22 protein-coding genes are annotated in these 24450 nt (G+C 61.5%); 11 read left to right on the top strand and 11 right to left on the bottom strand.

What is annotated here, in order from left to right:
- The first annotated feature begins 6 nt into the window (after positions 1–6).
- The 5 genes from AACT07_RS16610 (at position 7) to AACT07_RS16590 (ending at position 4060) form a co-directional block, all read left to right on the top strand.
- Entirely contained in the window at positions 7–714 is a 708-nt protein-coding gene (locus AACT07_RS16610; protein WP_005348822.1) for an AzlC family ABC transporter permease, read from the top strand.
- A gap of 1 nt (position 715) precedes the next feature.
- A complete protein-coding gene (locus AACT07_RS16605) occupies positions 716–1051 on the top strand; it encodes an AzlD domain-containing protein (RefSeq protein ID WP_005340292.1) in 336 nt (111 codons plus the stop codon).
- A gap of 122 nt (positions 1052–1173) precedes the next feature.
- Positions 1174–2700, top strand: coding sequence for a YjjI family glycine radical enzyme (locus AACT07_RS16600; protein WP_069528983.1), 1527 nt, complete (start codon positions 1174–1176; stop codon positions 2698–2700).
- A 10-nt stretch (positions 2701–2710) separates the two neighbouring features.
- Complete coding sequence (locus AACT07_RS16595) at positions 2711–3598, top strand: YjjW family glycine radical enzyme activase (RefSeq protein ID WP_069528981.1); 888 nt, start codon at positions 2711–2713, stop codon at positions 3596–3598.
- A gap of 138 nt (positions 3599–3736) precedes the next feature.
- Complete coding sequence (locus AACT07_RS16590) at positions 3737–4060, top strand: DUF1820 family protein (protein WP_005340296.1); 324 nt, start codon at positions 3737–3739, stop codon at positions 4058–4060.
- Positions 4061–4123: 63 nt separating this feature from the next.
- On the opposite strand, the gene AACT07_RS16585 is transcribed toward AACT07_RS16590, so the two are convergent.
- The 3 genes from AACT07_RS16585 to AACT07_RS16575 all read right to left on the bottom strand — a co-directional run bounded on the left by AACT07_RS16585 (position 4124) and on the right by AACT07_RS16575 (position 6832).
- On the bottom strand, positions 4124–5056 hold the full coding sequence (locus AACT07_RS16585; RefSeq protein ID WP_042053292.1) for a LysR family transcriptional regulator: 933 nt from the start codon (positions 5054–5056) through the stop codon (positions 4124–4126).
- 176 nt (positions 5057–5232) lie between these two features.
- Complete coding sequence (locus AACT07_RS16580) at positions 5233–6429, bottom strand: amino acid aminotransferase (RefSeq protein ID WP_069528979.1); 1197 nt, start codon at positions 6427–6429, stop codon at positions 5233–5235.
- Between the two features lie 127 nt (positions 6430–6556).
- Positions 6557–6832 carry a metal/formaldehyde-sensitive transcriptional repressor gene (locus AACT07_RS16575; protein WP_058058594.1) on the bottom strand — a complete coding sequence of 92 codons (276 nt, stop codon included), beginning with the start codon at positions 6830–6832 and terminating at the stop codon, positions 6557–6559.
- Between the two features lie 71 nt (positions 6833–6903).
- Here AACT07_RS16575 and dmeF point away from each other — a divergent pair, with 71 nt between their 5' ends.
- Positions 6904–7875, top strand: a complete 972-nt coding sequence (dmeF, locus tag AACT07_RS16570) for a CDF family Co(II)/Ni(II) efflux transporter DmeF (protein WP_069528978.1) — start codon at positions 6904–6906, stop codon at positions 7873–7875.
- Between the two features lie 47 nt (positions 7876–7922).
- On the opposite strand, the gene AACT07_RS16565 is transcribed toward dmeF, so the two are convergent.
- Positions 7923–8336, bottom strand: a complete 414-nt coding sequence (locus tag AACT07_RS16565; RefSeq protein WP_069528976.1) for a hypothetical protein — start codon at positions 8334–8336, stop codon at positions 7923–7925.
- A gap of 262 nt (positions 8337–8598) precedes the next feature.
- Here AACT07_RS16565 and pulA point away from each other — a divergent pair, with 262 nt between their 5' ends.
- Complete coding sequence (gene pulA, locus AACT07_RS16560) at positions 8599–12663, top strand: pullulanase-type alpha-1,6-glucosidase (RefSeq protein WP_139123858.1); 4065 nt, start codon at positions 8599–8601, stop codon at positions 12661–12663.
- 201 nt (positions 12664–12864) lie between these two features.
- Here pulA and AACT07_RS16555 read toward each other — a convergent pair whose 3' ends face one another.
- The gene (locus AACT07_RS16555) at positions 12865–15318 is read right to left on the bottom strand and encodes a zinc/cadmium/mercury/lead-transporting ATPase (protein WP_069528973.1); all 2454 of its coding nucleotides are present in this window, start codon (positions 15316–15318) and stop codon (positions 12865–12867) included.
- A gap of 184 nt (positions 15319–15502) precedes the next feature.
- On the opposite strand from AACT07_RS16555, the gene tpx reads away from it, so the two are divergent.
- Positions 15503–16003: a thiol peroxidase gene (gene tpx / locus AACT07_RS16550; protein ID WP_069528971.1), complete on the top strand. Its 501-nt coding sequence runs from the start codon at positions 15503–15505 to the stop codon at positions 16001–16003.
- 59 nt (positions 16004–16062) lie between these two features.
- Here the strand turns inward: tpx and AACT07_RS16545 are convergent, their stop codons facing one another.
- Positions 16063–16890, bottom strand: a complete 828-nt coding sequence (locus AACT07_RS16545; RefSeq protein WP_069528970.1) for a transporter substrate-binding domain-containing protein — start codon at positions 16888–16890, stop codon at positions 16063–16065.
- A gap of 144 nt (positions 16891–17034) precedes the next feature.
- On the opposite strand from AACT07_RS16545, the gene AACT07_RS16540 reads away from it, so the two are divergent.
- Complete coding sequence (locus tag AACT07_RS16540; protein ID WP_069528968.1) at positions 17035–18255, top strand: DEAD/DEAH box helicase; 1221 nt, start codon at positions 17035–17037, stop codon at positions 18253–18255.
- 2 nt (positions 18256–18257) lie between these two features.
- Here the strand turns inward: AACT07_RS16540 and AACT07_RS16535 are convergent, their stop codons facing one another.
- The 3 genes from AACT07_RS16535 to AACT07_RS16525 all read right to left on the bottom strand — a co-directional run bounded on the left by AACT07_RS16535 (position 18258) and on the right by AACT07_RS16525 (position 21385).
- On the bottom strand, positions 18258–19043 hold the full coding sequence (locus AACT07_RS16535) for a hypothetical protein (RefSeq protein ID WP_069528966.1): 786 nt from the start codon (positions 19041–19043) through the stop codon (positions 18258–18260).
- The gene (locus AACT07_RS16530; RefSeq protein ID WP_069528964.1) at positions 19040–20356 is read right to left on the bottom strand and encodes a sphingomyelin phosphodiesterase; all 1317 of its coding nucleotides are present in this window, start codon (positions 20354–20356) and stop codon (positions 19040–19042) included. The genes AACT07_RS16535 and AACT07_RS16530 overlap by 4 nt, the downstream gene beginning before the upstream one ends.
- Before the next feature lie 198 nt (positions 20357–20554).
- On the bottom strand, positions 20555–21385 hold the full coding sequence (locus tag AACT07_RS16525) for a CPBP family intramembrane glutamic endopeptidase (protein WP_069528963.1): 831 nt from the start codon (positions 21383–21385) through the stop codon (positions 20555–20557).
- Positions 21386–21505: 120 nt separating this feature from the next.
- Between AACT07_RS16525 and AACT07_RS16520 the strand changes: the two genes are divergently transcribed.
- Positions 21506–22243 carry a substrate-binding periplasmic protein gene (locus AACT07_RS16520; protein ID WP_069528961.1) on the top strand — a complete coding sequence of 246 codons (738 nt, stop codon included), beginning with the start codon at positions 21506–21508 and terminating at the stop codon, positions 22241–22243.
- Between the two features lie 67 nt (positions 22244–22310).
- Here AACT07_RS16520 and AACT07_RS16515 read toward each other — a convergent pair whose 3' ends face one another.
- Positions 22311–22607 (bottom strand): hypothetical protein, encoded by a 297-nt coding sequence (locus tag AACT07_RS16515; protein WP_005340323.1) that lies wholly within the window; start codon positions 22605–22607, stop codon positions 22311–22313.
- Positions 22608–22660: 53 nt separating this feature from the next.
- A complete protein-coding gene (locus AACT07_RS16510; RefSeq protein ID WP_031227767.1) occupies positions 22661–23035 on the bottom strand; it encodes a YacL family protein in 375 nt (124 codons plus the stop codon).
- A 209-nt stretch (positions 23036–23244) separates the two neighbouring features.
- On the opposite strand from AACT07_RS16510, the gene AACT07_RS16505 reads away from it, so the two are divergent.
- Positions 23245–24360: a sugar diacid recognition domain-containing protein gene (locus tag AACT07_RS16505; protein WP_069528959.1), complete on the top strand. Its 1116-nt coding sequence runs from the start codon at positions 23245–23247 to the stop codon at positions 24358–24360.
- Positions 24361–24450: the final 90 nt, after the last annotated feature.

Genomic DNA, 24450 nt, shown 5'->3' with positions numbered 1-24450 from the left:
GATCACATGATGTCAGTAACGAGCGTGCCCGAGCGAACGGGGATGCTCTGGTGGCGTGCCACACTGGATATGCTCCCGCTCTCCATTTCGGTGATCCCCTGGGGGATCCTGTGTGGCGCTTTGGCGTTGCAGGCAGGGCTGAGTCCGCTTCAGGCTCAGCTGATGTCGTTGCTGGTCTACGCCGGAGCCGCCCAGCTCTCGGCCACGACCCTGTTCGGGGCGGGCACGCCCCTGCTGCCCATCATGGGCTCCACCATGGTGATCACTTCCCAGCATCTACTATACGGCTTCACCTTCCGCCGTGACGTATTGCCGCTCTCCCTGCGCTGGCGGGCCAGCCTTGCTTTTTTCCTGACTGATGAGATGTTCGCTGTGGCGCTGAAAGACCGGGAGCGCAGCGGCCACTTTGATCCGGCCTACGCGCTCATCGCGGGATTCGTCTTCTATCTGTTCTGGAATCTGGCGACCCTGCTCGGCATCGCGGCCGGCCAGTACATCGATGGACTGGACAGCATGGGGCTGGATTTTGCCATCGCGGCCACCTTCATCGCCATGACCATTCCCGCCATGAAAAACTTGCCCATGGTGGCGGCCACGCTGGTGAGCGGCGGCACAGCGTTGCTTACCAAGCCGCTGCTGGCGGAGATCCACATCATCGTCTCGGCTCTGGCTGGCATGGTTGTGGGCTATGTGCTGCACCGGATGAGGAGGTAGCGTGAGCTGGCTGATGATTGGCCTGCTGGCCCTGATCACCTTTTTCAACCGCTTCGCCTTCTTTTCTCGGTTGACCCGATATCAGCCGGGTGCCGAGATGGGGGCGTTTCTCGGCTTCTCGGCCCAGTCGGTGCTGACTGCCATCTGGTTGCCCATCGTCTTTAGCTACGAGCCGGGGATAGGTCTTGACTGGGATCCTGACTACCTGACCGCCACCCTGTGGGTGATGCTCTTGACCCTGTTGCGGCTGCCGACTCTGGTTGTGGTGGTGGGTGGAATGGGGGGCTTCTTCCTGCTGCGCTGGCTGGGAGGCATAGCCGAGCTCTTGCCTTGGTGAAGCGCGAGCCGTGATCTTGTGTAATGGATGTCATTATTCGACATCCGTCATGTCATGAATGTCACTTCAAAAAAAGCCTGCAAATGGTGAGGATATGGGCTCTATCCGTGAAGGAGTGTCCCATGTCTTTGATCGAAACCTGTCAGCGCATCGTGCGCGATCCCCATCTCTCCGCCGCCCAGAAGAGCCACGCACTGGCGCTGGCCGCCGAGAATGCGTTGCCCTACCCCGACCTGCCTGCCGCAGTCGCCGAGGCGATGGAGCAGGGATTTATCTGCGACATGTTCGAAGGGCACGCCCCCTACAAGCCGCGTTATGTGCTGCCGGACTATGAAAAATTTCTGACTAAGGGCTCTGCCTGGCTGGAGCTGGCGGCGCCGCAGGATTTCGACGAGGCGCTCAACGCCCTGCGCATCCTGTATCACCATGTCCCCTCCGTCACCGGCATGCCGGTCTGGCTGGGTCGGCTCGACCATCTGCTGTTGCCGTTTGTCGGCGAACTGGATGACGAGACTCTCTACCGCAAGCTGAAAGGGTTCTGGATCTATCTGGATCGGGTGCTGCCGGACGCCTTCATGCACGTCAACATCGGGCCGGATGACAACCGCATCTGCCGCCTGATCCTGCGCATCGACAACGAGCTCAAGCAGGTAGCGCCGAACCTCACCTTCTTCCACGATCCGGAGCAGACCCCGGACGATCTGCTGCTGCAGGCGGTGAAGAACATCGCCGAGTGCAGCAAGCCGCACATCGCCAACTACCCGATCCACCGCGATACCTTCGACGCTCGTGGTTTTGGTATCGTCAGCTGCTACAACGCCCTGCCGCAGGCGGGTGGCGCCAATACCCTGGTGCGCATCTCCCTCAAGCGGGTCGCCGAGCAGTGTCAGGGGATCGACGACTTCCTCGGCTGCCTGCTGCCCCACTACTGCCGTTTGGCTTCTCAGCTGATCGAAGCGCGGGCTGCCTTCCTCCACGATGAGTCCGGTTTCTTCGACAGCTTCCTGGTCAAGGAGGGGCTGCTGGATGAGGATCGCTTTGTCCCCATGTTCGGCATCTACGGTATGGCGGAAGCGGTCAATATCCTGATGGATAAAGAGAATCTGCCGGATCGCTACGGCCATGGCGAGGAGGCGAACCAGCTTGGCTATCGCATCTCGGCCCAGCTTTCCGCCTATGTGACCACGACCCCGCAGACCCATGCCTGGGGTGGCCGCGCTTTATTGCATTCGCAAGGTGGCCTCAGCATCGATGTGGCTGTTACCCCCGGGGTGCGCATTCCCTACGGGCATGAGCCGGATCCGGCAAGCCATGTGCTGGCACTGGCGCCGCACCACACTTATTACCATTCGGGGATCAGCGAGATCCTGACGCTGGATCCCACCATCCGCCAGAACCCGCAGGCGCTGTTGCAGCTCTGCAAGGGGGCGCTCGCCATCGGTATGCGCGAGTTCACCGCCAACGTGGCCGACAGCGATCTGGTGCGGGTGACCGGCTACATGATCCGCAAGAGCGACGTGGCCCGCTTCGCAGAAGAAGGCTCGCGGCTGCAGACCACCTGTCTTGGTGCCGAGGCGAGTGAAGTGACCGCCATCCGTCAGCGGGCTCCGCGAGTGGTCGCCCACGAATCGACCATCGGCGAGTATTGAGTTCGCACCGATGGCTGATGTATTGCCAACACGCAGCGCCCTGGTAAGCAGGGTGCTGCCGTTCTCCTGTGTCGACGGGCCGGGCAACCGGCTGGTGCTGTTTCTGCAGGGTTGCAACTTTCGCTGCCCCGGCTGCCACAACCCGCACACCATCGGGCTGTGTGACGATTGCGGTGACTGCCTTGCGGTCTGCCCGAGCGGCGCCCTATCCATGAGCGAAGGCAAGGTTCATTGGCAGGCGGTGCTCTGTACCGATTGCGACGCCTGTCTGGAGGCCTGCCCGCGCAGTGCCAATCCCAAGACGGCCAGCATGACGGTGGACGACGTGTTGGCCCTGCTGCGCCGCTACGGCCCCTTGCTCAGCGGGATTACCGTCTCCGGTGGTGAGGCGACCACCCGGCTCCCCTTCGTGGTTGCGCTGTTTGCCGCCATCAAGGGCGCGCCGGATCTGACCCATCTCAGTTGCCTGCTCGACAGCAACGGTTCGCTGGCCGAAACCGGCTGGCAGCGGCTGCTGCCGGTGCTCGACGGCGCCATGCTCGATCTCAAGGGGTGGCGTGACTCGGTGCATCACACCCTGACCGGCTATGGTCGCGAGCGGGTGCTGGCATCGCTGCAACTGCTGGCACGCCACGACAAGCTGACCGAACTGCGGCTGCTCCATGTGCCGGGCAAGAGCGATTTTCTGGATGCGAGTGGTGAGCTGGACGCGGATCTCGCCGCCTTCTTGCAGCAGCTTGGGCCTGTGCCCATTCGCCTCAACGGCTTTCGCCACCACGGGGTGCGGGGGGCGGCGGCGCAATGGCCGCAGGCTCACCAAACCGAGCTGGAACAGCTGGCCAGCCGTTTGCGTGCAGCGGGATTGGGGCCGGTCTCACTGCCTGCCTTGATGGGCTGAGTGGCTGCGTCATCCGGTGACCGTCATGGCGTGAGGTGCGGCATGGAAAGGCCGCAACTGTGATTTCTGTCTATTGGAGGGGGCGAGAACGGCGGCTAGAATAATGGCCATCTTCTTACCCCTCAATGACAGATAATCATGAGTGAAAGCAAGGCGTTATATCGGGTTCAGTTTATTTGCCACAGCGAGCGCTACGAAGTCTATGTGCGCGAAGTCAATCAGGGCCAGCTGTTCGGTTTTATCGAGATTGCCGACTTTGTCTGGGACAACCACACGGCGCTTATCGTCGATCCCAGTCACGAGAAGCTCAAGAGCGAATTTGCCGATGTGCGCCAGACCCTTATTCCCATGCATCAGGTGCTGCGCATCGATCAGGTGAAAAAGCAGGGGGCTGCCCGCATCACGGATCTGGGCAGCAACGTCGCCTCCTTCCCCAGCCCCATCTATACCAAACGTCCCTAGTCCCTGCTTGCCATTGATGTTTCACCGCGGTGAAACATCAATCTCTTCTCCTTGTCGTCCGGCTCAGGGCTCAATCAATTCGCGACCCAGTTGCAGGATCCGCTGGCGGAACCAGTGACGGGCCGAGCCATCACCGGCCGGGCCATACCAGACCAGACTGTGACTCACCTTGCCGTAATCGAACGGTGCCGGACGCATCACCAGATCCGGCTGACTGGCCATGCAGGCCGCCCAGCCACCGATGGCGGTGAGGATCAGGTCGGTCTGGGGCAGCAGGGCCGCCGCGCTGGCAAAATCGGGCAGGGTGGCGCCAATCTGGCGCCGCACCTGCTGCTGGGCCAGGCTCTGCTCAAAGAAGGGGTTGGCCAGCTCCTGATCCCGAATGGCGATATGGCGCCAGCTCAGGTAGGCATCGAGATCCCAGGGCTTGGCCAGCGCGGGGTGGTCTTTGCGCAGCAGGCAGACCAGTTTTTCTTCCCGCAGGGTCTCCCACACCAGCCCGGGCTGGCGCGGCAACGGCTGGCTCTGGTCATGGGGCAGGATCACGAAGTCGAGTTTGCCCGCTGCCAGCGCCTCCAGCCCCTGTTCATCCTTGTTCCAGATCTCCGGCACCATGCCCGGCACCTCCTGCATCAGCTGACCCAGAATGGGGCCCACCGGCCAGGTCATCACGCTCTCGCGCAATCCCAGCCGCAAGCTGCCCTGCCACTGTTGGGGGTTGAAGGCATTCTGGCGAGTGAGGCCGTTCAGCTCCCCCAGCAGCCGGTGCAGGGTGGGGGCCAGTCGCTCGGCCATGGGGGTGAGCAGCAGCTGGTTGCCCTGGCGGTAGAGCAGTTGATCCCCCAGCAGATCCCGCAGCTGGTTGAGGGTTTTGCTGACGGTGGAAGGCGTGGTGCAGAGCCGCTCGGCGGTGCGGGTGACGCTCTGGTTGTCGAGCAGCAGGTGTAGGGTGACCAGATGGCGACCTCCCAGCCGAGAGAGAGCGATCAGATCCATAGTGGCTCCTGAAGTGGATAAAGATAAGCGGATGAAAAGACAGGCTCTGAATCAGTACGATACAGCGTGACCTGCTGGCATTCTCTCACAGCAGGGGGAGGGTGAGCAGATCCATCAAGAGGTGACCGCGAACGCAACAAACAAAAAAAGCCCCGCCAAAGCGGGGCTGATGCGGATTAGCCCTTGAGCACCGCCGCCATGGCGTCGGCCACATAGTCGACGTTGCGGCTGTTGAGGCCCGCCACGCACATGCGACCGGAGCGCACCAGATAGACGGCAAACTCTTCGCGCAGGCGATCTACCTGCTCCGGGGTGAAGCCGGTGTAGCTGAACATGCCGCGCTGGTTGATGAAGTAGCTGAAATCGCGGCCCGGCACCTTGGCGCTCAGCACCTCGAACAGCTTCTGGCGCATGGCCTTGATGCGGGTGCGCATCTCGGTCACCTCGCCGACCCACAGGGCGTGCAGCTCCGGCTGGCTCATCACAGCCGCGGTGATCTGGCCACCGTGGGTGGGCGGGCTTGAGTAGTTGCGACGCACGGTGGCCTTCATCTGACCCAGCACCCGGCTCGCCTCTTCGGCATCCTGACAGATGACCGACAGACCGCCGCAGCGCTCGCCGTAGAAGGAGAGGTTCTTGGAAAACGAGTTGCTGACGAAGAAGCTGACCCCGGCGGCCACCATGGCGCGAATGGCGTAGGCATCCTCTTCCAGTCCGTCACCGAAACCCTGATAGGCGATATCCATAAAGGGGATCAGGTTCTTCTTGACCACCAGCGCGATCAACCGATCCCACTGGGCGCGGGAGAGATCCACCCCGGTCGGGTTGTGGCAGCAGGGGTGCAGCAGCACGATGCTCTTGGCCGGCAGAGTGCTCAGGCAGTCGATCATGGCATCGAACTGCACGCCGCCAGTGGCCGCATCGTAGTAGGGGTAGTCATGCACCTTAATGCCGGCCCCCTCGAACATCGCCTTGTGGTTGTCCCAGGTCGGGTTGCTGACCCACACTTCGGAGGTCGGGAAGTAGCGCTTGAGCAGATCGGCGCCGATCTTCAGGGCGCCGGAGCCGCCGATGGTCTGGATGGTGGCGATACGTCCCGCCTTGACCGCTTCATGGTCGGCACCAAACAGCAGGTGTTGCACTGCGGTGCGGTAGTTGGCGGCGCCTTCCATCGGCTGGTAGGGGCGCGGGGCCGGGGCGGCGGCGCGCTGGGCTTCGGCCTGCTGCACCGACGGCAGCAGCGGAATACGCCCCTGCTCGTCGTAATAGAGGCCGATCCCCAGGTTCACCTTCTGCTCGCGGGTGTCTTTGTGGAAGGTCTCGACTAGCGTCAGGATGGGGTCGCCAGCATAGGCATCGACGTGTTCAAACATGGGGGATCCTTGAAATTGACTGTCCAGTAAAACCGGCGGTCAGCCGGGCTGGACATCATGGCGCAAAGCTGGCGGTGGCTCAAGCCCGACGCTGGTCGAGCCTGAAGGGATGGCGCCGCCATCCTGCTTATTTCAAATAGGATCGCAGGACGCTGACCACCTGATCCAGATCCTCCAGCCGCTCGGCCGGGGTGGCATCGGGGGCGCCGAGATGCTCGCGCATATGCCCTTCCAGCACCTCCAGCATCAGGCCGTTGACGGCGCCGCGGATGGCGGCAATCTGCTGCAAAATGGCGGCGCAGTCGCTCTCCTGCTCCAGCGCGCTCTCCAGCGCACCGGCCTGTCCCTTGATGCGGCGCACCCGTGCCAGCAGCTTCTTTTTGTCGTGAATGGTGTGGGACATGACGGATCCTCTCGATCAACAAAACTATACTGGGGTATAGTATATTGCATCATCGCTCTCAGGAGAAATCCATGTCATCCCTCGCTCAATCACACTGCCATCAACCCGTCATCCACGAGGGCAATCCGCTGGCCGAACAGAAGACCCGCTGGGCCGTATTGCTGACCGTCATCATGATGGTGGCGGAGATTGGCGGCGGCTGGTTCTACAACTCCATGGCGCTGCTGGCCGATGGCTGGCACATGAGCTCCCACGCGCTGGCGCTCGGTCTCTCTGTGCTGGCCTACCGCGCCGCCCGCCACTTCGCCCGCGACCACAGATTCAGCTTCGGCACCTGGAAGATCGAGGTGCTGGGTGGCTTCACCAGCGCCCTGTTACTGGTGGGAGTGGCTGGGTTGATGCTGTTCGAGTCGGTGTTCCGGCTGCTCGATCCCAGCCCGATCCACTATCAACAGGCGATCGCTATCGCGCTGGTGGGGCTGCTGGTGAACCTCGCGTGTGCCTGGCTGCTCAAGGATGATCACGGCTACCATCACCACGGACACGGGCATGACCACCATCATGAGCATCACGATCACGATCATCATCATGACCATGACGATCACCACGGCCATCAGGACCTCAATCTGCGTGCCGCCTATATCCACGTGCTGGCAGATGCGGCTACTTCCGTGCTGGCGATTCTGGCGCTGGTGGGGGGCATGCTGTGGGGGGCCGACTGGCTCGATCCGCTGATGGGCATAGTGGGTGCCGGGCTGGTCGCGGTATGGGCCTGGGGCCTGTTGCGCGACTCCGGTCGGGTGCTGCTGGATGCCGAGATGGATACCCCGCTGGTGGCGGAGATCCGCGAGGTCATCGCCGAACTGCCACAGACCGAGATCCGCGATCTGCACGTCTGGCGGGTAGGGCAGCAGCAGTATGCCTGCGTGCTCTCTTTGCTGATGGTCAATCCGCTACCGGCGCAGCAGATCCGTGAGCGGCTGGCGATCCATGAAGAGCTGGTGCATGTGACCATCGAGATCGCCAGCGAACAGGATAAATAACGGGGGCCCTTGGCCCCCTTGGTTTCAGTGCCGTTGGTTCCCTGATGTCAGTGCGGCTGCCCGGTGATCTCCTCCTGGGGCTTGTGTTGCCACACAGCGCCGAGCAGCAGCTTGAGCAGCAGTCCGGGCGGGTTGTCCAGCAGCTTGCCGGACTCCAGCAGCAGCTGACCATCGGCGCGAAACCCGAGGCTGGCATCTATGGTGCCATCCTCCGAGACCACCTGGATCAGGCCATTGAGGGCGGAGCGCTCACCGGGCTGACAGCGCAGCCGCAGTTCGCGGGGTTCCCCCAGCAGGGTGAAGGCGCGGCTCAGCGGGGGCGAGTCTTCATAATCTGGCCAGTTGAAGAAGTGATACTGCTCGGCCAGGGTGCCAGCCTGCTGGCAAAACTGGTCGAACAGCTGCCCGATCGCCTGATACTCCTGATCGAGTCGTCTTGCCTGCTCTTCAATCCGTTTCATTGTTTACTCCTTGTCTATCCACTTGATCAGACATTGCTTTTCTGACCCCGTGACTGCCGTTTTCCAGATATGAGGCCAAATGGCCACGAGGTCTGTGAGCCGGATCGAAGTTTCAGTCTGAAAACGTTATCTTGTTGAAACTGGATGGTTTTTTTGCCCTTCCGCTCACATTTGAATCGATTGCCGCTGATTAATATGGCACCGCCTGGCAATGACCGGGTGCTCGACTATCGAGACTAACTACAGCGGGAATTATAAAAATATGGATATGAAAAAGACCAAAGTGGCGCTGGTAACAGCCTCACTGCTCGCGCTTTTGTCTGGCTGTAATGACAACAGCTCTGATGCCTCCGGTGTGAACCCCGTCCCCCCTACACCGCCTACACCTGAAGTCACCGATGGGCCTGTCGCCCGTCTGCCCAAGATGGATCCCCCGAAAGAGTTGCTGGTTGCCGGGGAGAATCAGGTGGTCATTGCGCTGGTTGATACCCAGTCGGTAGCCAAGGGGGCCAAGGCACCATTTGACAGCCACAGCCTGCACCTTTGGAACAACGACGCCTGCCAGGCAACGGCTGATAGTGGCCTGAATACCGGTTGGGATGACAAGAGCAAGACACCTGCCACTGCCGACAGCTTTGGTCCGGCCTGGGTCGTTCCGCTCAAAAATGTGGAAGGGTGCATCAACTTTATCGCTCGCAACGGCGATCTGGCCAACCTGACCGGCAGCGATATGAAGGTGAGCTTCAGTGAGCATCCGGATCGCACCGTGGCCATCGTCGCGGGCAAGAAAGATCTGTTTGGCAGCCGTGCCGAAGCCTTTACCGCCGCCTTTGGCGTAGCGGGTGCCAGCGCTCATCTTATCGATGGCAATACCCTGATCTGGCAAGGGGGCAAAGACAAGCCCCACGTTCGCCTCTATTACAGCGACTCGGGCACCATCAAGGCCAATGCCGATGGGGTGTTCGATTTCCCCTATATCAGCCTGACCGCGACCGGCCTGACTGCCGAGCAGCAGGCCAAATATCCGCATCTCAAGGATGCCGCCGCCTTTGCCCTGCCTGCTGGTAAAGATCTCAAGCCCCTGCTCAAGGGGGAACTGGTGGCTATCGGCACCGATGCCGATGGTATCCTGCAGGGGGCGACCCTGGTGCAGAGCGCCGGTGCTCTCGATGCTCTCTATGCGACAGAGGCGACCAAGCTGAGCTATGGCGCCGTGGTGGAGGGTAACCGGGTGACCTTCCGCCTTTGGGCGCCGACCGCCAAGTCGGTCAAGCTGGCCCTCTACAACGCCAGCCACCAGAAGAGTGGTGAAGTTGCCATGACCTTCGACAGCGCCAGCGGCAGCTGGAGTTACGAAGGGGGCAGCGAGCTGATCGGCCAGTTCTACCGCTACGATATGGAGGTCTACCACCCGCTGAGCCGCAAGGTCGAGCACTACGAGGTGACCGATCCCTACTCCCTGAGTCTGGCGATGAACTCCGAGTTCAGTCAGGTAGTGGATCTCGACGATCCGGCCCTGAAACCGGAAGGATGGGACAGCCTCAAGGCGCCCCACAGCCAGCAGAACCCCGCCGACATCACCATCTATGAGGCCCATATTCGCGACCTGACCGGTAACGATGCCTCCACCGATGAAGAGAAGCGCGGCAAGTTTGTCGGTCTGACCCAGCCCGACTCTGTACCGGTCAACCATCTGAAAGCGCTGGCAAAAAGCGGCGTCAGCCACCTGCACCTGCTGCCGGTGTTCGATATCGCTACCGTCAACGAGGATCCGGCCAAGGTAGCCAATCTCGGCGATGACTTCAGCAAGCTCTGTCAGGTCAATCCGGATGTGAAAACATCCAAATTTGGCAACTACTGTGGTGGCGGTCAGACCGTGGGAGATGTGCTGGCCGACCTGCAAGGGGGCGACAGCAAGGATAATCCGCAGGTGCAGGAGCTTTCCGGTTACCTGCGCGGCGTCGACTCCTTCAACTGGGGTTATGATCCCTACCACTACACCACGCCGGAAGGCTCCTACGCCACCAACGCCGAGGGCACCAAACGTATTCTGGAGTTCCGCGAGATGGTCAAGGCCATCAAGCAGAACATCGGCATGAACGTGGTGATGGACGTGGTCTACAACCACACCAACGAATCCGGGCTCGGTCCCAAGTCGGTGCTCGACAAGATAGTGCCCTGGTACTATCAGCGCCTCAATCCGGAGACCGGCTCGGTGGAGAACTCCACCTGTTGCTCCAACACGGCGCCGGAGCACGCCATGTTCGCCAAGCTGATGGATGACTCTCTGGTCACCTGGGCGCGTGACTACAAGATCGACGCCTTCCGCTTCGACCTGATGGGCCACCATCCGAAAGATCAGATGGTGCAGGCGCTGGCCGCGGTGAAGAAGGTCAATCCCGAGATGTACTTCTACGGCGAGGGGTGGAACTTCGGCGAAGTGCAGGATGACAAGCGCTTCGTGCAGGCGACCCAGAAGCATCTGGGCGGTACCGGTATCGGCTCCTTCTCCGACCGCTTGCGCGATGCAGTGCGCGGCGGCAGTCCGTTCGACGGCGGCGATACCATTCGCAAGACCCAGGGCTTTGGCAACGGTGCCTTCGTCGATCCTAACGAAATGAGCAAGGTGGATCTGGCTACGGCCTTGCACCAGTCCGATCTGGTGCGGCTCGGCATGGCGGGCAACCTCAAGGAGTTCGTGCTGACCGACAAGGATGGCATACCGAAGAAAGGCGCCGAGATCGACTACAACGGTCAGAGCGCCGGTTATGCCCAGGATCCGGTGGAAGTGCAGAACTATGTCGACAAGCACGACAACCAGACCCTGTTCGACAACCTGATCTACAAGGCGCCTGCCGGAGCCGATCTGGTGAGGATGCAGGGGGTCTCGCTGGCGACTGCCATGCTGGGTCAGGGCATTCCCTTCACCCACGCCGGTGTCGAGCTGCTGCGTTCCAAATCCATGGAGCGGGACAGCTATGACTCGGGCGACTGGTACAACAAGGTCGACTACACCCTGGGCGACAACAACTTCGACAAGGGGTTGCCGCGCAAGGACAAGGATGGCGACAACTATCCGCTGATCGAGCAGGTGCTCGGCAAGCATGCCAAGCCGGGCTCGGCCGAGATGGCGCAGATGGTGAGCTTCTATCAGGAGCTGGCGGAGCTGCGCAACTCCTCCCGTCTGCTGCGTCTGGGCAGCGGTGCCGAGGTGATCAAGCGGGTCGACTTCCGCAATACTGGCCCGGATCAGGTGCCCGGCCTTATCGTCATGACGGTGGATGATGGCGTCAGTGCCGGGACGGATCTGGATCCGGCCATCGACGGTCTGGTGGTGATGATCAACGCCAGCAACCAGAGCCAGAGCATCGGCGACTTCCGTGACGGCAACGATCAGCCGATCGATCTGAGCGGTATGGTGCTTAGCAGCAAGCATCGCGTAGTCGACAGCATCGCCAGCGGCGCCGCCTATGATAACGGCCAGTTGACGCTGGGGGCCTGGTCTGCCGCCGTGTTCGTCAAGCCGCAGTCTGGTGCACAGGGCGCGGGCCTGCCGGTCAGCAAGAAGACCGACCTGAGCACCCTGCCACCGTTTGGCAACACCGATGTTTATCTGAAGGGGTTCCTCGATGAGTGGGGCAACACCAACCAGATGACCTTCAGCGGCAACTTCATGTACGAGTTCACTACCGAGGTGAGCACCGACAAGCTGGGTACCACCAACGTCAAGATCGCTGACGCCAGCTGGGGGCCGGTCAACTACGGCAGCTGCAACGCTGGTGACAAGCTGGTGGTCGGCACTCCGCTGACCCTTTGCAAGGGGGGAGAAACCGGCAATATCGGTGTCGATCTGGCCAAGGCAGGCAGCTACAAGTTTGTCTTCACCGCCATGAACAAGGACAAACCGACCCTGAGCGTCAGCTTCACCGAGCCGGTGCAGAGCTGCAAGGTGCTGGATACGGTGGCGGGCAATCCGCTCGGCTACAACCTGTTCGTCAAGGGTGAGCTTTCAGGCTGGAATGCTCAGCCCCAGTACCAGCTGAGCTACAAGGGGATGGACGGTGATCTCGCCATCTATCAGGCGGCGTTCAACTACGCCGGCAGCACCGAGTTCAAGGTGGCCAACGAGGACTGGAGCAAGGAGTATCTGCTCAACGGTGGCGGCGCGTTGAACGCTGAAACCGGCTATTCGTTCGCCTTCTCCAAGGGTGGCAGTGCCAATAACAGCATCACCCTGCCGCAGGGGCTGTGGAGTGTGCTGGTGAAGGTTGACCCGGCTGGCGTCAAGGCGGGTACTGCCGTCATTCAGGAGTGCAGCGTCAAGTAAGCAAGCCATTGAGTCCGGGGGATGGCTCGGCGCCCCCGGGTTGAATTCCACCTTGCCAAGGGTGGGATAACTCCGAGAGAGTAAGCAAAGCGCGACTGCCGACCGGCAGGCGCGCTTTTTCTTTTACGGGGGGCCGTGAGAGGAAAAAGAAAAGCCGTCCCGGTTGGGGGACGGCTTTTGGCTGGGATGCCATTGGCTGGCTTAACCCTTGCGTAGCAGCCGCAAGGCGTTGGCGGTCACCAGCGCGGTGGCGCCGGTATCGGCCAGCACCGCAATCCACAGGCCGGTGATGCCGAGCAGGCTGGTGACCAGGAAGATGGCCTTCAGTCCCAGTGCCAGCGCGATATTCTGGTGAATATTGGCCAGTGCCGCCCGCGACAGCCGGATCATCGCGGCAATACCGCCGAGCTGGTTGTGGGTCAGCGCCGCATCGGCGGTCTCCAGCGCCACATCGGTGCCGCCCCCCATGGCGATGCCGATACTGGCCCGCTTCATGGCGGGGGCATCGTTGATGCCATCGCCGATCATCGCGACTTTCTGCAAGCTGGCGAGCTTGGCGATCTCTTCTACCTTGTTCTCCGGCAGCAGACCGGCACGCCAGCCCATGCCCAGCTCGGTGGCGATCGCCTCGGCGGCACGGGGGTTATCCCCGGTTAACATGATGCTGTTGAGCCCGAGTCGGTTGAGCTCTTGCAGCGCGGCCGCCGCCTCGGGCCGGATCTGATCCCGCAGCGCCAGCAGGGCGACTGGCAGCGCATGGTCGCCGCTGCTCCGGCAGAGCACCACAACGGTCTTGCCCTGCTGCTCCAGCGAAGCAATCTGGGTCTGCTGTTCCACATTCAGGGTCGCCACCCGGCTCGGTGCCAGCAGTTGCCACAGTTGACCGTTGATGCGTCCCTCAACCCCCATGCCCGGCAGGGCACGCAGGTCGCGAGCCTCCGCCAGCGTCAGCCCCTGTTCGGTCGCGTTGGCGACCACTGCGCGGGCCAGCGGGTGGTGGGAGCCCTGCTCGATGGCAGCCGCCAGTGCCAGCAACTCGGTCTCCGGTTGGCCATTGAGGCTCACCAGCTCGGTCAGTTGCGGCTTGCCCTGCGTCAGGGTGCCAGTCTTGTCAAAGGCGACGGTGTCGATATGGGCCAGTCGCTCCAGCGCAGCACCACCCTTGATCAGTGCCCCCTGACGGGTGGCCGCGGCCAGTGCCGAGGTAACCGCTGCCGGGGTGGAGATGACCAGCGCGCAGGGGCAACCGATCAGCAGCAACGCCAGCCCGCGATAGATCCACTCGTCCCAGCTCTGGCCGAAGGCAAGGGGTGGCACCAGCACCACCAGCAGGGCGACCAGCATCATGGCCGGGGTATACCAGCGGCTGAAGCGGTCGATAAAGCGCTCGATGGGGGCGCGCTGGCTCTCAGCTTCCTCGATGAGGTGCAGAATGCGGTCGATGGCGTTGTTGCCGGGTTCGGACACTACCTCGAGGCGCAGTACCCGATCCGCCGCCAGACTGCCGGCCGGCACCTTGTCCCCCTGGCGACGTTCCACCGGAATGGATTCACCGGTCAGGGCACTCTCGTCAAACGCGCCGAGGGCGTCGAGCAGACGAGCATCGGCAGGCAAGCGGGCACCCGGAGCGATTTCGATAATGTCGCCGGGACGCAGCTCATCGGCAGCGACCTCTTCCCGCACCTCGCCCTCGGCAGTGGTACGGATGCGCAGCGCCTTGTCAGGCACCAGCGCCATCAGCGCGGTCACTCCGGCCCGGGCGCGCCCGGCGGCGTAGGCCTCCAGATGTTCACCCAGCATAAAGAGCAGCAGCACCATGGCCGCTTCGGCGGTTTCGCCGAGGAACAGGGCCCCCACGGCGGCGACCGTCATCAGGGTCTCGATGGCGAAGGGGGAGCCGCTTTTGGTCAGCGCCCACGCCTTGCGGGAGATAGGCCACAGACCCCAGAGGGTCGCCAGGGTAAAGAGCGGCTGACCGAGCTCTTTCGGCAGCAGGGCGGCAACCAGCATCAGACTGGCCAGTGACAGGGGCTGCCAATATTTGCCCAAAAAGTTACCGAATAGATTGCCTTGCAGGGGCTGTTGTGAAGCTTGCTTGCGGCCAGCTGCCTGCTTGTCAGCGCTTTCCCCTTTGAGCTGGAAACCGGCGGCCAGCACGGCGGCGGTGACGGGATCGGGGGAGAGGCCGGGGGCCAGTTCCACTACCAGCTTCTCGGTGGCAAACAACACGCGCGCCTGTTGCACGCCGCTCACCCGGCTGACGGCGGTCTCGATCTTGCGGGCGCAGCTGGGGCAATCCATCCCCAACACCTGCCAGCTGTGGCGACTGTTACCTTGCGCAGGCGCAACCAGAGGGTCGGCAGGGGGCATATCGTGCCCATGTCCATGCTCATGCTTATGATCGTGAGCTGGCGATAAGGGGGCGCTGCAGCACGCTTGAGCGTGACAGCTTCCTCGGGGAGGCTCTTCATCCCCGGGGGATTCATTGCTGTCACGGGATGCGTGCTCATGAGGCGTCGGGGTTGAACAGCAACTGACGGGCGTGGTGTTGTCGCAGCAGTGGCTATCGTGGTGATGCTCACTCTGGCCGGGGGCCGCCTTGCTGACGGCCTTGATGGGGGCGGCGTGCTGATGATTGCAGCAGGATTTGCTCATGATGAGTCCCTCTTGATGGATCCCGCCCCTGCGAGATCCCTGATTACCGAGAAGGAGTCTAAACCTTGGTGTTAAGTCCAAGGTCAACCACTTTATATCCCTTGTCTTCGCGGGTGTTTGTCTGGTCCCGCCGCCCCTATACTGATCACCCGGATTTTTACTACACCAATAAAGGACATAACACATGAGCAACTCAGTCACTTTGCAAGGCAACCCGGTCTCTGTCGCTGGTCACTTCCCGGTCGCCGGTGAGCAAGCCAAGCCCTTCTCCCTGGTGGCCAAGGATCTCTCCGACGTGACCCTGGCAAGCTTTGCCGGTCAGCGCAAAATCCTGAACATCTTCCCGAGCGTTGATACCCCGACCTGCGCTACTTCTGTGCGCAAGTTCAACGAGCAGGCCAGCGCGCTGGAGAACACAGTTGTGCTGTGCATCTCCGCCGATCTGCCGTTCGCCCAGTCCCGCTTCTGCGGCGCTGAAGGTCTGGACAAGGTAGTAACCCTCTCCACCCTGCGCGGTGCGGCCTTCATGGAAGATTACGGCATTGCCTTCTCTTCCGGTCCGCTGGTCGGTCTGACCGCTCGCGCCATCGTGGTGCTGGATGGTGACAACAAGGTGCTGCACAGCGAGCTGGTCGCCGAAGTGGCCGACGAGCCGAACTACGCTGCGGCGTTGGCCGTGCTGTAAGGCTGCAAGCCATAAAAAATCCCGCTTCGGCGGGATTTTTTTATGCGGGAATTGTCTGTTCAGGGCGTAGCGGGCGGGGTGGTCGCCGGTTCAGCCTTGGTGGGTGGGGAGGGTTGCCACTCCACATAGGGGCGGTGGATCTTCTCGTAAATCTCGGCCAGTTTGCCGGTGGCGGCCAGCTGATCGATGGCTTGGCGGAGAAATTCGTCCATCTCATCACCAGCAGCCCCTTTCTGGATGATGAAGACATCCTCGAAATCCCCGAAAAATTCTCGCCTGATATTGGTCAGCCCCAGCTGCTTGAGCATCAGGTCTGCCTCCTCTTGCGCCCAGACAAAGGCGTCGATACGGCCGCGCGAGAGCTTGCGCAGTGACTGCTCGATACTCATCGAGCGCTGCACCGGGAAGGGCATATAGTCGGGAACCGCCTCGATTAGCAGGTCCCGTTTGGTGGGCACTATGCCATAGGCCATATCCGTGGTGACCGGATAGGCGGTATTGCTGTAAATCACATGGGCAACCTTGCCAAAACTGCGGGTGCTGAAGCGATAAGCCAGCATATCGATATCCTTGAGGTTGCGGATGGCGGGCAGCCCCAGATCAGCCTTGCCGGAGATCACCCCAGCCATGGCACGGGCGATGGGGTAGATGGTGATCTTGATGGTTACATCGGGGTAGAGGTCATCGATGGCGTGTACCAGATCGACAAAGGGGCCTGTCTTGTCGGCATTGATCAGCCCCGGAAGCTCGCCAAGGTGGGCATTGAGGATGCGCATCGGTTTAGGCGGCTCGGGGGCAGCGTCGTTCTCCGGAGTCTGCGACAGGCCGAGGGTGGCGCTGCCGAGCAGGGTGACCACGAGCAGCAGAAGGGGGATGTGTCTGGTCATGGCGAGTCTCTCTTGGTGATGGGTCAGCTAAAGTGTAGTCAGCCCGTCGTCAGCGCCCCTTGGCCAAACCATCATGGATAGGGTTTTACTTCTCGGCCCCCGCTCACTAGACTTCGCCTCCCACTTCTTTGTTGACGTAGCGCCATGACCTTTAGCGAACTTGCCCTTCATCCCGCCTTGCTGGCCTCTTTGCCCGTCACCTTGCAGACGCCGACCCGCATCCAACAGCTGGCCATTCCGGCGGCGCTGGCGGGGCAGGATCTGCTGGCGCTGGCCCAGACCGGCAGCGGCAAGACGCTGGCGTTTGGCTTGCCGCTGCTGCAACGGCTGGATCCTGCCTCCAGCCAGGTGCAGGGTCTGGTGCTGGTGCCAACTCGCGAGCTGGCGATTCAGGTCACTGTTGCGCTTAAAGAGGGCGCCGAGGCGCTGGGGCTGCGTATCGTGACGTTGTGTGGGGGCGTTGCGCAGGAACGGCAACAGGCCGAGCTGGCGCTGGGGCCACAGCTGCTGGTCGCCACGCCGGGGCGGCTGCGGGATCTGCTGACCCAGCAACTGTTGGGGCTGGATGGTTTGCAACTGCTGGTGCTGGATGAAGCGGATCGCTTGCTGGAGATGGGCTTTGCTCCCGACATCAAGGCGCTGCTCGGCTTTATTCCGGCGGATCGCCAGACCTTGCTCTTCTCCGCCACCTTGCCTGCCGAGCTGGAGGCGCTGGCCAACGGCCTGCTGCGCGAGCCTACCCGCATCGAGGCCACCCCCCTCAACAGCGTGGTGAACGAGATCGAAGAGCGGCTCTATCTGGTCAACAAGAGCAGCAAGGTCCCGGCGCTCATCAGCTTGCTCAAGGAGCAGGCATGGCCGCAGGTGCTGGTCTTTATCAGTGCGCGGGATGATGCCGACGGGGTTGCCAGAAAGCTGGCCAAGGCGGGCATTGCGGTGGCCGCCCTTCATGGCGAGAAGGAGCAGGTGGTGCGCGAGCAGGCGCTCGGCGATTTCAAAGAGGGCAAAATTCGGGTGTTGGTGGCCACCGACCTGATGGCGCGCGGCATCCATGTGGAGGCGCTGCCGGTGGTGATAAATCTGGACTTGCCCGCCAGCGCCCCCGTCTATGTTCACCGTATCGGTCGTACCGCCCGGGCTGGCCGCGAGGGGCTGGCCATCTCGCTGGTTTGTCATGGCGAGAGTGACATGCTGCAAGCCATTCGCACCCTGACCGGCCGCGAGCTGCCGTTGGGCGATCTGGCGGGGTTCCCGGTTACCGACCAGCCTGCCAGCGGGGAGGGCAAGCGCCCCCCTCGTGACAAGCAGGCCAATCGCCGCACTCAGGCCAAACGCAGCGTCAAGCAGTTCAAAGGCAAGCGCTGACCTCAGGGTTTGCCTTGCTCCCGCGCGAAGAAGTCACGACGCCACTGGCTCAATACCTCCTCCTTGTGCTGTTGCCACAGGGCAGGGTCCATCTGCTGTTGGCTGATCGCCAGTTGCTGCTCCAGCTCGGCCAGCTCTCGCTGGTAGCGGCTGCGTTGATCGAGCTGTTGCTGGCGCGCCTCGGCAAACGCCAGCGTGGCTTCGGCTTTCTCTGCGGGCAGGAAGTGATGGGCCAGGGTGGCCAGCTCCTCATCTCCCCACAGCTGACGAGCTTGCTGCAGGCGGGCATTCGGGTTGAACAGATCCACCGCCAGATCCGGATGATCCGCCGCCCACTGATCCTGCAAGCGGCTGAGGGCGTCCAGCCGCTCGGCCAGCGGTAACTGCTCGCTCTCTTGCGCCAACTGATCTAGCGCCAGGGCATAGCGCCCCTGTAACCGGATCAGGCTCTCCCCCTCGCTCAGCCACCCGGCCTCTGTTGCTTCCAGATTGCTCACACGCTGCGCCAGCGGCAACTCGCTGTCGCTGATCTCGCTGGCAAGCTGGTTGATCAGTTCATCCGGCATCGCCTGCCAGCTGCTGGGCACTTCTTTGCTTTTGCCATCCATCCCCTCAGCGTTTGGCATGCGGGGAGGCGGGCTCCCCGGTTCTGCTGGTAACTGCATATCGGCCGGAGAGGGCATCTCCGACCGTTCTGGCGATATTGGGGGCTGCTCTTCCTGCCAGCCCAGATTCACCAGCAAAAGGGTCAGGATAGCCAGCGCCAGTATCCCGTAACGGCGAGTCATCGGCTGATCTCTCCCTTCACCGGGAAGTGGTCTGAGAGGTTGCTGGCGGGCCAGAGGCTGCCATCGCTGCTGCGCGGGATCCAGACCGTGTTGAGGTTGTGGCTGGCGCTGCCATATTCCCGGCTCACTACCAGATAGTCCAGATACTCGACGTTGGCGCCACCGGAGAGCGGGCCACCGGCATAGGGGTTGATCCTGGGATCGAAGGTGGCTTCGGTATAGCCGCCATAGGCGGGTTCATGGGCGTTCAGATTGGCCAGCATGTTGGCGTAGTCATCGGCAAACTTGCGCTTGTTGACGTTGAAGTCGCCGCCGTAGATGACGGTGTCCGTGGTCGGGATCTTGAGGCTGGCTGCCAGAGAGCGGATCTGACCGAACTGGATCTGGCGCAGCTTGCGCGCCTCGTCGGTGTCGAAGCTGGCGGTGTGGGTGGCGAACAGGTGCCACGCCTTGCCCTCCTTGATCACCTCGGCGTACATCACCCCCTTGTCGGCGAAGCAGTCGGTACCGGTGCATTGGGGATAGACCAGCTGGGCCTCCCGCACTATGGGATAGCGGCTGACGATCACCACGCCGCCGTCATGAATGTTGACCCCGGGCTTGTCGAGTACTTTGGTCTGGTAGGGGTACTCTTTCGCCAGCGCCTGTAAAAAGCCCTCGCGGCGGCCATCGAATACCTCTTGCAGCAGCAGGGCGTCATAACCCTTGAGATAATCAGGCAGCAAGGTCAACCGCTCGCCGATGCTGGAGGCGATCACCGGCAGCGCCCAGACGTTGTAGCTGGCCACCTTGAGCCTGTTTTCTGCCGGTTCCGGTTGCTCCCGTTTTTGGGGAGGCGTGATCATATAGTGCAAATCGTCGTAACGGCCGGTGAACTTGGCGGCAAAGGCCAGATCTTGTGGCCCCGTAACTCGGTGGATCGCCCGATCGTTTTGCCAGCCGGATGCGCTGGTCGGTGTCTCGCCACCGTGCTGCAAGGTGGTGTTCCACCAGGTTCCCTCCATCAGCTGGTTGAGCCGATAGACGTCGCCACCCGCTGTGGTCACGCGGGTTTCGAACAGATAGCTCTTGCCTGCCTTGACCCCCTCATAGCGATTGAAGCTGAGTACCATGGCACTCTCCCATGGGCCCAGTTCGGTGCGGTGCTGGCTCCACTGACTGCCGGGTTGCAACTGGCCGCTGCCGCTTTGGCTGATGTCGATCTGAAGCGGTTCAGGACTGTTGTTGGTGAGATAGACATCGGTATCGGCCAGTGCCAGTTGCGGGAACTGGCTGACCAGCAGCAGGGCGGCATAACTGAGGGTTTTCTGCATCACAGGATCCTTTTGGTTGCAGGGCAATGGAAAGTGACTGTTATGGCGAATGCAGAGGTCAGTTTGTTTACATTTTGGTTACAAGTAAATGGATTGGTTTTGTTTGGAGCTTTGTGGAGGTGTAAAGCGAGCGAGGCAGCACGCTTAAAGAGAGAGGGAAGAGCGAGGGAAGGCGCCCGTGTCAGGCGCCTTTAGGAGTTAGCGGTGGGCCAGCGGGTAGGTGAAGAGCGCCAGATGGGCGAAGTTGAAGGCGAAGTGGATCAGGATGGCCACGGAGAGTCGCCCGCTGAGCTGGAATGCCAGGCCGTAGCAGCAGCCTGCCAGGGTCGCAAACAGCGCCAGCAGTGGGCCACCGGGCAGGTGGAGGGCTCCGAACAGTAGCGCAGCCACGACGATGCCAATCCAGGGGCGGTAACGTTCGGTCAGCCCCTGCTGGATCGCGCCGCGAAACAGCGCCTCTTCTGCCACACAGGTGAACAGCAGATTGTTGAGTGCAAACAGCCACCACCAGTGGGGCAGACCCACTTCCGGTTTCAGTGCCCCCAACTGCCAGGCGATGACCAGCAGGGCACCCAGCGGCAGCAGCAACAGGGCCAACGGGCGCCAGCGGATTGCGCCCCCCTTGCCCAGCAGCATCGGGCAGGCCAGCAGCAAGCCAAAGAGCAGCAGCGGCTTGTCGAGGTTCAGATACATGTTGAACGGCACGCTGGCGGGGCCTGCCAGCGCCTGATCCAGCACCTTGAGATTGTTGAAGCCGGGGATCAGGTGCAGGGTCAGCGCAATCGCCCAGAGGAGCAGCACCACTCTGGCCGCCATCGCCCAGCGGGCGGGGAGGGTTGGCGTACGCCACGCCAGCAGTAATCCTGCGACCGAGACCAGCAGGGCAGGTAGTGTCATTCGGTCAAGCCACAGTGCCAGCAGCAGGGAGAGTCCCAGCAGGGCAAAGGCGGGAAGACGCTGGCGGAAGAGGGCAAGCAGCACGGCCAGCGCCAGCGCGCCCCAGATGAATGAGTCGGGAAGGGGTAACATTGGATCTCCTTGATCGAGGCAGGCGGCAACCTTAACAAGTGGGCGTCAGCAGGACAACCGCGCAGGAGGTGGTCGGATCCCTTCTCTATACTCATCAACAGGGTAAAGGGAGAGCAGCTGATGAAGAACTGTCTGTGGTTGTTGTGTTGTTGGTGTGTCTGGCTGCAGGCCGCACCCTTGCTGCTGGTGACCGGTGAGTTCACCCCCTATACCGGCAAGGCACTGCCTGAAGGCGGCGAGAGCACCCGGCTGGTGACGACCCTGCTGCAAGAGGCCGGGTATCGAGAGCTCCAGGTCGACTACCTGCCCTGGCCCCGCGGCTATCAGTTGACCCGCAATGGGTTGGTCGCGGCCACCTTCCCCTACGCCTGGACTGCCGATCGGGCCAAGCTCTTCCACTACAGCGCTCCCATTCATATAGATCGCCTCTCCTGGTTTACCTATCGGGGGAGCGAGGCCATTCAGGCTGGCCGCTGGCAAGGGCTGCGAGTCTGCATTCCGCTGGGGTGGAGCACCAGCCATGCCGACGGGGTGATCAAGCGTTTCGGGCTGGATCTGCAGCGCCCCAAGACCCTGGCACAGTGTCTGCAACTGCTGGATCGCAAACGGATCGATCTGCTGCCGATGAACGAGACGGTGACCCGGGATGCCAGCCGTCAGCTGTTTGGCGACCCCTGCCATCTGCAGGCATTGCCCCACTTTCGTCAGAGCGACACCTTTTACCTGATCATTTCACGGCAGTATCCGGAGGCCGCCAACCTGCTTGAGCGCTTCAATCATGCCCTGGCTGCCGCCCGTGCCGATGGTCGCTATGACCAACTGGTCTCCCGAGCCGGAAAGGGGATCGATTGCCGTTGAGAGTGCCTAGGCGGAAAACAAAAAGCCGGAGCAGTGGCTCCGGCTTTCTTTATGCCTTCAGGGGCGATTAGCGGCCTGATTCTGCGATCACGCGGGCGATGATATCGGCGCGCTTGCTGGCTTCGAGTTCGCCCAAGGCGATCAGGCCGGCCTTGAAGATGACGTTCTTCGGCAGGCTGACGTCGTCCAGCGTGGCGATAGCTTCAACGTGCATGCCGTTCAGACGGCTGGCATCGCGCGGGCTCAGGTTGACCTGGGTGTTCATCACCTGCTTGCCTTTCTTCTTGGCAGGTGCAGCCGCTTTCTTGGTGGATTCCTGTTCTTCGTCTTCCGGCAGTTCGTCATCAAAATCGTAAATAGACATAGTCAATCCTGTTGAGTTAGGCAAAAGGGCACATTTGCCCGACATTGGGTCAATCAGCCCATATCCTCGTTACGGATAAAGGCGCGCCAGGAGCCGAGCACCTGGGCAAAATCTTCCAGCCCGCACATGGCCAGCTGCTCATCATCGTAGTAGGCGAGATCGTCAAGATCCTCACCCAGCTCGATATTGAGGGCGTTGGCTTTCACCTCCGCCTCTTCATGGGTCAGCAGCAGGGAGTAGTCACCGCCGTTGAGCCGGTATTCGACTCGGGTGCGGTTGGAGAGCTGGTCAATGATGGAGAAGAGCTCGTCGAGCTTCTCCTCATCCTTGCCAACCTCGTCGATCAGCCACTGACCGATGGCTTCATGGCCCATGGAGAACCGGGCGCGATAGCCACCAAACGGGTCGCGGCGAAATTCATAATCCATAGCACAGTCCAGATCGGGGGGATGGGCCATCACGGGCAGGCGGGTGCAAGCACGCAATTCCTGCTCCATGGCGGGGCACACATCGGGTAAAGTGGCCTATTCTAGCGATCCCCCTCTCGCTTGTCTTGATGATGTGGCATCTTTGCGCCCATGTGCCCTGAATCGCCTCGTGGTGACGTAGTCAGATCAGCCCCTTGTCCGGAGATGTTATGCAGCTAAACGATAACCTTGCCCGCCAGATCGTCGCACGGGCGATGAAGATCCTGTCGTTCTCGGTCAACGTGATGGACGAACACGGTCTCATCATTGCGTCCGGCAATCCGGAACGGATCCATCAGCGCCACGAAGGGGCTGTGCTGGCGCTCACCGAAAACCGGGTGGTGGAGATCAGCGAAGCGACTGCTTTGCAGCTCAAAGGGGTGCGACCCGGCATCAATTTGCCCATCTCCTATCAGGGGGAGCTGATCGGGGTGATCGGCATCTCCGGCGATCCGGAGGAAGTTCGTGCTTACGCCGAACTGGTGCGGATGACCGCCGAGCTGATCCTGGAGCAGGCGGCGTTTACCGAGCAGTTGCAGTGGGACAAGCGCCACAAGGAGGAGTTGGTGTTGCAGCTCATTCGTGGTGAGGGGCGAGTAGATCAATTGCAGCAGGCGGCCCGTTTTCTCGGACTGGAGTTGGCCCAGCCCAGGGTGGTGGCCGTGCTTGCGCTGGAGGAGGCGGATCCGGCGCGTCTGCGAGAGCTGGTTCATCAGCTGGAAAATCCGGAGCGGGACAATCTGGTCGCCATCAACGGGCTCGACGAGATAGTTGTGCTCAAACCGGCGCAATTGAGTGAGGGCGTCTGGCAATCGGCGCAGGAGCGCAGCCGGATCAAACAGTTGCTGGCGCGCATTCCCCACTTCAAGGTGCATATCGCGGTGGGCGATTACTTCGCCGGGATCGACGGGTTGGCGCGCTCTTACCAGACGGCGCGAGATACCCTGCGCCGTGGCATGCGGCAGGCGCCGCGCAAGCAGGTCTACTTCTTTGAGGACTACCGTTTGCCGGTGCTGCTGGGCAGTCTGGCGGACTCCTGGCAGGCGGATCAGCTGCGCACACCGCTGCAGAAACTGGCCCGGGAAGATGGCAAGGGGGCGCTGCAGAAGACCCTGCGCCACTATTTCTTGCAGGATTGTGATCTGCATCGCTGTGCCGAAGCCTTGTTCATTCACCCCAATACCCTGCGCTATCGTCTGGGGCGGATAGAGCAGATAACCGGGTTGAATTTCAACAAGTTAGACGACAAATTTTTGCTCTATCTCGGCCTTAATCTCGACTTGTGATTGTAAAATTAGACAAAAAACTACTTTTAAATGACGCAATTTTTGGCTATTAAGCCAAAGCATTCTGATTGCAGATCTCCATAATGACGG

The sequence above is a fragment of the Aeromonas sp. ANP5 genome (assembly GCF_963870295.1).
Taxonomy (GTDB): domain Bacteria; phylum Pseudomonadota; class Gammaproteobacteria; order Enterobacterales; family Aeromonadaceae; genus Aeromonas; species Aeromonas veronii.
The sequence above is the reverse complement of the archived record's forward strand: the minus strand, read 5'-3'. Positions and strand labels throughout refer to the sequence as shown.

Bases quoted from the DNA above. Each gene is read 5' to 3' on its own strand.
- AACT07_RS16585 (WP_042053292.1), bottom strand. From the start codon at position 5,056: ATGGATCTGATCGCTCTCTCTCGGCTGGGAGGTCGCCATCTGGTCACC.
- AACT07_RS16580 (WP_069528979.1), bottom strand. From the start codon at position 6,429: ATGTTTGAACACGTCGATGCCTATGCTGGCGACCCCATCCTGACGCTA.
- dmeF (WP_069528978.1), top strand. From the start codon at position 6,904: ATGTCATCCCTCGCTCAATCACACTGCCATCAACCCGTCATCCACGAG.
- AACT07_RS16525 (WP_069528963.1), bottom strand. From the start codon at position 21,385: ATGTTACCCCTTCCCGACTCATTCATCTGGGGCGCGCTGGCGCTGGCC.
- AACT07_RS16530 (WP_069528964.1), bottom strand. From the start codon at position 20,356: ATGCAGAAAACCCTCAGTTATGCCGCCCTGCTGCTGGTCAGCCAGTTC.
- AACT07_RS16595 (WP_069528981.1), top strand. From the start codon at position 2,711: ATGGCTGATGTATTGCCAACACGCAGCGCCCTGGTAAGCAGGGTGCTG.
- AACT07_RS16545 (WP_069528970.1), bottom strand. From the start codon at position 16,890: ATGACCAGACACATCCCCCTTCTGCTGCTCGTGGTCACCCTGCTCGGC.
- AACT07_RS16590 (WP_005340296.1), top strand. From the start codon at position 3,737: ATGAGTGAAAGCAAGGCGTTATATCGGGTTCAGTTTATTTGCCACAGC.
- AACT07_RS16515 (WP_005340323.1), bottom strand. From the start codon at position 22,607: ATGTCTATTTACGATTTTGATGACGAACTGCCGGAAGACGAAGAACAG.
- AACT07_RS16540 (WP_069528968.1), top strand. From the start codon at position 17,035: ATGACCTTTAGCGAACTTGCCCTTCATCCCGCCTTGCTGGCCTCTTTG.
- AACT07_RS16520 (WP_069528961.1), top strand. From the start codon at position 21,506: ATGAAGAACTGTCTGTGGTTGTTGTGTTGTTGGTGTGTCTGGCTGCAG.
- pulA (WP_139123858.1), top strand. From the start codon at position 8,599: ATGGATATGAAAAAGACCAAAGTGGCGCTGGTAACAGCCTCACTGCTC.
- AACT07_RS16610 (WP_005348822.1), top strand. From the start codon at position 7: ATGATGTCAGTAACGAGCGTGCCCGAGCGAACGGGGATGCTCTGGTGG.
- AACT07_RS16555 (WP_069528973.1), bottom strand. From the start codon at position 15,318: ATGAGCAAATCCTGCTGCAATCATCAGCACGCCGCCCCCATCAAGGCC.
- AACT07_RS16510 (WP_031227767.1), bottom strand. From the start codon at position 23,035: ATGGATTATGAATTTCGCCGCGACCCGTTTGGTGGCTATCGCGCCCGG.
- AACT07_RS16600 (WP_069528983.1), top strand. From the start codon at position 1,174: ATGTCTTTGATCGAAACCTGTCAGCGCATCGTGCGCGATCCCCATCTC.
- tpx (WP_069528971.1), top strand. From the start codon at position 15,503: ATGAGCAACTCAGTCACTTTGCAAGGCAACCCGGTCTCTGTCGCTGGT.
- AACT07_RS16535 (WP_069528966.1), bottom strand. From the start codon at position 19,043: ATGACTCGCCGTTACGGGATACTGGCGCTGGCTATCCTGACCCTTTTG.
- AACT07_RS16505 (WP_069528959.1), top strand. From the start codon at position 23,245: ATGCAGCTAAACGATAACCTTGCCCGCCAGATCGTCGCACGGGCGATG.
- AACT07_RS16575 (WP_058058594.1), bottom strand. From the start codon at position 6,832: ATGTCCCACACCATTCACGACAAAAAGAAGCTGCTGGCACGGGTGCGC.
- AACT07_RS16565 (WP_069528976.1), bottom strand. From the start codon at position 8,336: ATGAAACGGATTGAAGAGCAGGCAAGACGACTCGATCAGGAGTATCAG.